Annotated in this window: 6 protein-coding genes and 1 riboswitch; all 6 genes read right to left on the bottom strand. The window is 56.0% G+C overall.

The annotated features are described in order from the left end of the window. Positions 1-608: 608 nt before the first annotated feature. A riboswitch (cyclic di-GMP riboswitch) is annotated at positions 609-684 on the bottom strand. Between the two features lie 204 nt (positions 685-888). Next, positions 889-1,983, bottom strand: coding sequence for an acryloyl-CoA reductase electron transfer subunit beta (gene acrA / locus F3G95_RS08695; RefSeq protein ID WP_015565089.1), 1,095 nt, complete (start codon positions 1,981-1,983; stop codon positions 889-891). A gap of 21 nt (positions 1,984-2,004) precedes the next feature. After that, positions 2,005-2,799 (bottom strand): acryloyl-CoA reductase electron transfer subunit gamma, encoded by a 795-nt coding sequence (acrB, locus tag F3G95_RS08690; RefSeq protein ID WP_015565090.1) that lies wholly within the window; start codon positions 2,797-2,799, stop codon positions 2,005-2,007. A 17-nt stretch (positions 2,800-2,816) separates the two neighbouring features. Beyond that, complete coding sequence (locus F3G95_RS08685) at positions 2,817-3,986, bottom strand: acyl-CoA dehydrogenase (RefSeq protein WP_015565091.1); 1,170 nt, start codon at positions 3,984-3,986, stop codon at positions 2,817-2,819. A 120-nt stretch (positions 3,987-4,106) separates the two neighbouring features. Beyond that, the gene (locus F3G95_RS08680) at positions 4,107-4,979 is read right to left on the bottom strand and encodes a 3-hydroxyacyl-CoA dehydrogenase NAD-binding domain-containing protein (RefSeq protein ID WP_149794635.1); all 873 of its coding nucleotides are present in this window, start codon (positions 4,977-4,979) and stop codon (positions 4,107-4,109) included. Positions 4,980-5,071: 92 nt separating this feature from the next. After that, on the bottom strand, positions 5,072-5,857 hold the full coding sequence (locus tag F3G95_RS08675; protein ID WP_149794634.1) for an enoyl-CoA hydratase-related protein: 786 nt from the start codon (positions 5,855-5,857) through the stop codon (positions 5,072-5,074). Between the two features lie 120 nt (positions 5,858-5,977). Then, complete coding sequence (locus F3G95_RS08670; protein ID WP_149794633.1) at positions 5,978-7,195, bottom strand: acetyl-CoA C-acetyltransferase; 1,218 nt, start codon at positions 7,193-7,195, stop codon at positions 5,978-5,980. Between the last annotated feature and the right edge of the window lie 6 nt (positions 7,196-7,201).

The raw sequence follows: 7,201 nt of genomic DNA, 5'->3' as shown, positions 1-7,201 counted from the left end.
CGCTCAGCACGCAATCGCTTGCGTCCTGTGTGAATTACTTTGTTTGGAATTGTTTAACGTGTTTTTCCAACACGAAAATAGGTTCCGTTACAAGTTTTTCGATATTGTTCAATTTTCAAGGTCCTGTAGCGCCTCAGCCTTGCGGCTGACGACTTGATTATTCTATCACAGAAGTGATTTTTTGTCAAGCTCTTTTTTCGAAGTTTTTCGTGATTCAGATTTCTCTGGTGAACTTGGAGCATTCTCAGTTTCTCGGCGCTGGCCGGAACTTTCGGACGTCTATTGGTTCTTTTCGCTTTACTTCCAGCTGAGACTCAGAAGTCATTCTTTTGTCTCAGCGCTTGGCGCTCAAGTATAATACCATATGCCGGGCCGGATGTCAACACTTTTTTGCAAGTTTTTTCAGGTTTTTTCGTGCTGACTCAAATCCGCTTCATCCTCTTGGATTCTTTGTGTAAGGCATCCCGACACCGTAGACAAAAACAAAAAACCCCACAGATGTTTCCTGCTCATCTGTGGGGGTTCGAGAGACATCATCACATGAACTGTTCCGGCGACTAAAAAAAGGAATCACGATACTCAAAAACAAAGTAAAGGCAATTCCTTAAAAATGCAACTGGCTACCATTTTACAGGCCCTTTAGCTTTGCGTCACAGCTTTTCAACTGCTTTGCTAAATATTCTATTCGCAAACTCTTTTTTGAGTCGATCACATTCAAGTGATTTTCCAGTGCCTGAGCACCTTCATCTCTCTGGATAGAATATACCATATTTCTTCTTTCCTGTCAATGGGGAAAATCATAGAGTTTTCTTTCTTATTTATAAAAGTAAAATACAAAAAGAGGGCAGCTCTCTCGAGCTGCCCTCCTGGACCTTATTTCTCAGCTGATCACTGAGCAGCCTTTGCTGCCTCGACCTGCTTGATGAGTTCGGGAACGACCTTGAACAGGTCGCCCACGATGCCGTAGTCAGCCACACCGAAGATGGGGGCGGACTCATTCTTGTTGACGGCAATGATGCACTCGGAATCCTGCATACCTGCGGTGTGCTGGATAGCGCCGGAGATGCCCAGAGCCACATAAATCTTGGGATGGACGGTCTTACCGGTCTGACCGACCTGATGGTCAGCGGTCATCCAGCCGGCATCGGTGACAGCACGGGATGCGCCGACAACGCCGCCGCCCAGAGCTGCAGCCAGCTGCTCAGCCAGCTCGATGCCCTTGTTGACGTCCTTGCTGATACCACGGCCAACAGAGACGATGACGTCTGCACCGATGAGGTCAACCAGCTTCTCAGCTGCCTTCTCAACGCTCAGGACCTCGGTCTTGATGTCGTCAGCGGTCAGGCTGAATGCGGGCTTCACGATCTGGCAGGCATCGGCCTTGGCCTGATCGAAGGGAGCCTTCTTCATGACGCCGGGACGGACGGTAGACATCTGAGGACGGAAACGGGGGCAGATGATGGTAGCCATCAGATGGCCGCCAAAAGCAGGACGGGTCATCTTCAGGTTGCGGTCCTCGTAATCGAACTTCTGCTTGGACAGGTCGATGGTGGAGCTCTCCTTCAGGAACTCGACATACTTTGCAGTGTCGATGTCCAGATGGGTAGCATCAGCGGTCAGACCGGTGTGCAGACGAGCTGCGCAGCGGGGGCCAAGGTCGCGGCCGATGTTGGTAGCACCGATCAGCAGGACCTCAGGCTTGTACTCGTTGACCATGTCGCAGACGACCTTGGCGTATGCGTCAGTGGTGTAATCCTTCAGCAGCGGGCTGTCGCAGACCATGACCTTATCGGCACCATAGCCGCCCAGCTCTTTTGCAATGCCTTCGACGTTGTCGCCCAGCAGCAGGCCGGTGACTTCGCAGCCCAGCTCATCAGCCAGCTTGCGGGCCTCGCTGACCAGCTCAAAATCAGTGGACATCAGTGCGCCCTGGCGCTGCTCGCAGAAGACCCAGACGCCCTTGTATTCGTTAAAATCAGCCATTGTAATCCTATGCTCCTTTCATCAGATCAGGTGCTTCTTGGCCAGGATACCAGCCAGCTGTGCAGCGGTATCGTCGCCAGTCAGCATAGTGCCTGCGCCCTTCTGCGGAGGAGTGAAGGACTTGAAGACGTTCGTCGGAGAACCCTTCAGACCGATGGTATCGACCTCGATCAGCGGATCGTCCTTCAGAGCGTTGTAATCGAACACTTCCATCGGCTTGTCGTAGCAGGTGAAGATGCCGTTGACGCTCATGTAGCGGGGCTGATTCAGCTCCTTGATGCAGGTCAGCAGGCAGGGAGTCTGCACCTTGACCATCATGTAGCCGTCTTCCAGCATACGCTTGACCGTGAGGCTGTTGCCATCCTTCTGGATGTCAGCAACATAGGTCACCTGAGGCAGGTGCAGCTTCTCAGCAATCTGAGGACCGACCTGTGCGGTATCACCGTCGATTGCCTGACGGCCGCAGAACACGACGTCCTCGGGGCCGACACCGATCTTATTGACAGCGGCAGCGAGGATCTGGCTGGTTGCGAAGGTATCAGAACCACCGAACTCACGGCCAGAAACCAGAACAGCCTTATCAGCACCGCGGGCCAGCAGCTCACGGAGCATACCCTCGGCCGGCGGGGGACCCATGGTGACGACAACGACTTCGCAGCCGGTCTCGTCCTTCAGCTTCAGAGCGGCCTCCAGAGCATTCAGGTCATCGGGGTTGGTGATGGTTGCCATAGAGGCACGGTCCAGAGTACCATCCGCCTTGACAGCCACCTTACCGGAGGTATCAGGAACCTGCTTTACACAAACGATTGCTTTCATTGTAAATCTTGCCTCCCTTACTTCAGCAGCGCGCCGGAAATGACCATCATCTGCACTTCGCTGGTGCCCTCGTAGATCTCAGTGATCTTGGCATCACGCATCATGCGCTCGATGGGGTAGTCACGGGTGTAGCCGTAGCCACCGAACAGCTGCAGGCAGCGGCGGGTCACGTCGCTTGCGGTGCGGGCTGCGATGAGCTTAGCCTGAGCAGCCTCGACGCTGTAGCGGACCTTTGCACCATTCATAGCTTCCTGCTTCTTCAGAGCGGCAGCGTAGACCAGATACTTTGCAGCTTCGATACGGGCCTTCATCTCGGCCAGCTCGAACTGGGTGTTCTGGAAAGCGGAGATGCTGCGGCCGAACTGCTTGCGCTCCTTGACGTAAGCGACGGTCTCCTGCAGAGCGCCCTCGGCGATGCCCAGAGCCTGGGAAGCGATACCGATACGGCCGCCGTCCAGAGTAGCCATAGCCAGCTGGAAGCCCTTGCCGCGCACGCCCAGCATACGGTCCTTCGGGATGCGGCAGTCCTCAAAGATCAGCTCGCAGGTAGAAGAACCACGGATGCCCATCTTATCCTCAGCCTTACCGACGGAGAAACCCGGGTCGGTACGCTCCACGATGAAAGCGGAGCACAGCTTGGTGGGACGGCCCTTCTTGTCGAGGACCTTATCGGTAACAGCAATGACGATGAACACGTCAGCGTAGCCTGCGTTGGTGATGAAGATCTTGGAGCCGTTCAGCACCCAGTAATCGCCATCTTCCACAGCAGTGGTCTGCTGGCCCTGAGCATCAGTACCAGCGCCCGGCTCGGTCAGACCGAAAGCACCCAGCCACTCGCCGCTGCACAGCTTGGGCAGGTACTTTTCCTTCTGCTCGGGAGTGCCGTTCTCATAAATAGGTGCTGCACACAGGCTGGTGTGTGCGGAAACGATAACACCAGTGGTGCCGCAGACCTTGCTCAGCTCCTCAACAGCCATGACGTAGGACAGGACGTCGCCGCCTGCACCGCCAACGGAGGTGGGGAAGTAAATGCCCATCATGCCCAGCTTGCCCATCTTCTCGACGGTCTCCTTGGGGAAATACTCTTCGGCATCGACTTTCTTTGCCAGAGGCTTGACTTCGTTTTCAGCAAACTCGCGGTACATCTTCTGCACCATCTGCTGCTGCTTGGACAGAGTAAAATCCATCGCTATATCCTCCTAACGGATGTTTTTCTTTCAGCACAGGGCAGCTACACTCATGTCCTGTGCAAACAAATTCCTCCCGGCCGTTTTCTTCGGGACGACCGAGAGAAATTTCAAACTAATTTACAGCTCGTCGACAGGGGTCTTGGTGCGGTCTGCGTTGTAAACGTAGAAGCCCTTGCCAGACTTGCAGCCCAGGTTGCCGCCGCGGACCATCTTACGGATGAGCGGGCATGCACGATACTTGCTGTCGCCGGTCTCCTTGTACAGGACGTCCATAATGGCGAGGCAGATGTCCAGGCCGATGAAGTCGCCCAGCTCCAGGGGTCCCATCGGGTGGTTGGCACCCAGCTTCATAGCGGTGTCGATGCCGGCGATGTTGGAAACGCCCTCCATCTTGATGAAGGCAGCCTCGTTGATCATCGGGATCAGGATGCGGTTGACGACGAAGCCGGCAGCCTCGTTGACCTGGACCGGCTGCTTGCCGATGGCAACGGAGATCTCCTTGATCTTCTCGACAGTCTCAGCGGGAGTGTTGCAGCCAGCGATGACCTCAATGAGCTTCATGCGGTCTGCGGGGTTGAAGAAGTGCATACCGACCAGAGGACGGCTGACACCCTTGCCGATCTCGGTGATGGACAGAGAAGAGGTGTTGGAAGCGAAGATGCACTCGGGCTTGCAGATCTTATCCAGCTCGCCGAAAGTGGTCTGCTTGACCTTCATATCCTCGAAAGCAGCCTCAACGACCAGGTCGCAGTCAGCGCACAGGTCTTCCTTCAGGCCCGGGGTGATAGCAGCGACGATAGCGTCAGCCTTCTCCTGAGTCATCTTGCCCTTAGCGACCAGCTTTTCATAGCCCTTCTTGATCTTTGCCAGACCATTCTCGGCCCACTCCTGCTTGATGTCACACAGAGCAACCGTGTTGCCCTCGACCTGAGCAAATGCCTTTGCGATGCCCTGGCCCATAGTGCCAGCACCGATAACACCGATCTTCATGGGAAATCTCTCCTTTATTATATCTTTTGAATGTAGTGCCTCTCCGTGCCTCCCCTTTCCGGGGAGGCGCTGCAGAGGCGTTATGGTTTAGTTTAGTTGTTGGTGAACACTGCCTTGGGCTTCGGCTTCTCACGGCTCAGGAAGCAGGCCATGCCTTCCTTCTGGTCATGAGTCTCGAAGCAGTCGCCGAACAGCTTTTCTTCGACTTCGACAGCCTTCTCGATGGGGAGGCTGATGCCGTCGTTGATCGCCTTCTTGCAGTTGCGCACGGCGATGGGAGCGTTCTTGGCGATCTTGTTGGCCAGCTTCAGGACATTCTCCATCAGCTCAGCCTGCGGATACACTGCGTTGACCAGGCCAATGCGGTAAGCCTCGTCAGCCTTGATGTTCAGTGCAGAGTAGACCAGCTGCTTTGCCATGCCCATGCCAACCAGACGTGCCAGACGCTGGGTGCCGCCGAAGCCCGGGGTGATGCCCAGACCGACTTCCGGCTGACCAAACACAGCGTTGTCGGAGCAGATGCGGATGTCGCAGCTCATAGCCAGCTCATTGCCGCCGCCCAGTGCAAAGCCGTTGACGGCTGCGATGACGGGGATGGGGAAGCTCTCGATCATCAGGAACACATCATTGCCCAGTTTGCCGAAAGCCTCGCCCTCGGCCTTGGTCATGGTGCTCATGGAGCCGATGTCAGCGCCTGCCACGAAGCTCTTGTCGCCTTCGCCGGTCAGGACGATGCAGCGGATGGCGGACTGGTCAACTGCCTCAAAAGCAGCCTTCAGGTCTGCCAGAACTTCGGGGTTCAGGGCGTTCAGTGCCTTCGGGCGGTCGATGGTGATGATCTCGACTGCGCCCTGCACCTCGGTTTTTACAAATGCCATTGTGAAAACCTCCATTCAGGTTATATCTTATTCAAAACAGCCCCCGGACAAGGGGCAAGTCTCCGGTCTCGCCCACTGTCCGGGCTGTATCAATATCCGGAGTGACCCTTCAAAGGGAAATTAGTCCATCTCGACGATGGTTGCGCAGCCCATGCCGCCGCCGATGCACAGGGTAGCCAGACCCTTGTGAGCACCACGATGCTTCATAGCGTACAGCAGGGTGACGAGGATACGAGCACCGGAAGCGCCGACCGGGTGGCCCAGAGCGATTGCGCCGCCGTTGACGTTCAGCTTGTCCTTATCGAAGCCCAGAGCCTCGCCGACTGCGATGGACTGTGCTGCGAATGCCTCGTTGGCCTCGACCAGGTCCATATCAGCAACGGTCAGGCCGGTCTTAGCCATGACCTTCTTGGTAGCAGCGATGGGGCCAAGACCCATGACCTCAGGCTCGACGCCTGCCAGAGCACCTGCGACCCAGGTAGCCAGAGGCTTCACGCCCAGCTCCTTGGCCTTCTCTTCGCTCATGATGACCAGAGCAGCTGCGCCATCGTTGATAGCGGAGGAGTTTGCAGCGGTGACGATGCCGTCCTTGGTGAAGGCGGGCTTCAGCTTTGCCAGCACTTCGGGAGCGCTCAGACGGGGGCCTTCATCGGTATCGAACACGGTATCGCCCTTCTTGCCCTTGATGACAACAGGAACGATCTCATCCTTGAAAGCACCGTCCTTGATGGCCTTATCAGCCTTCAGCTGGCTGTGGTAAGCGAAATCATCCAGCATCTCGCGGGTGATGGGGCTGTAGCCGTACTTCTTCTGATAGGTCTCGTTGGTGCAGACGTTCTCAGCGGTCATGCCCATGTGCTTGTTGAAGCCGCAGGCATCCCACAGAGCATCGTTGACCATGGTATCCACGATCTCGCTCTTGCCCATGGGAGCGCCCATGCGGTAGCCGTAGCGGCCCTTCATCATTGCGAAGGGAGCCATATCCATGTTCTCCATGCCGCCTGCGACCACGATGTCAGCATCGCCGGCCTCGATCATCTGAGCAGCCATGTTGACGCAGTTCAGACCGGAGCCGCAGACCACGTTGACGGTGACAGCAGGAGTCTCGACGGGCAGGCCAGCCTTCAGGGAAGCCTGACGAGCGACGTTCTGGCCCAGACCAGCCTGGATGACGCAGCCCATGTAAACATGATCGACCTGCTCGGGTTTCACGTTAGCACGGTTCAGGGCCTCCTTGATAACGATGGAGCCCAGCTCTGCAGCAGGGACGTTTGCCAGGGTGCCGCCAAACTTACCAATAGCGGTACGGCAAGCAGATGCGATAACAATTTTCTTCATGTTAAT

It is taken from the genome of Faecalibacterium sp. Marseille-P9312 (assembly GCF_902497445.1).
Classification (GTDB): Bacteria; Bacillota; Clostridia; order Oscillospirales; family Ruminococcaceae; genus Faecalibacterium; species Faecalibacterium longum.
This window is presented reverse-complemented; position numbering and strand designations above follow the sequence as displayed.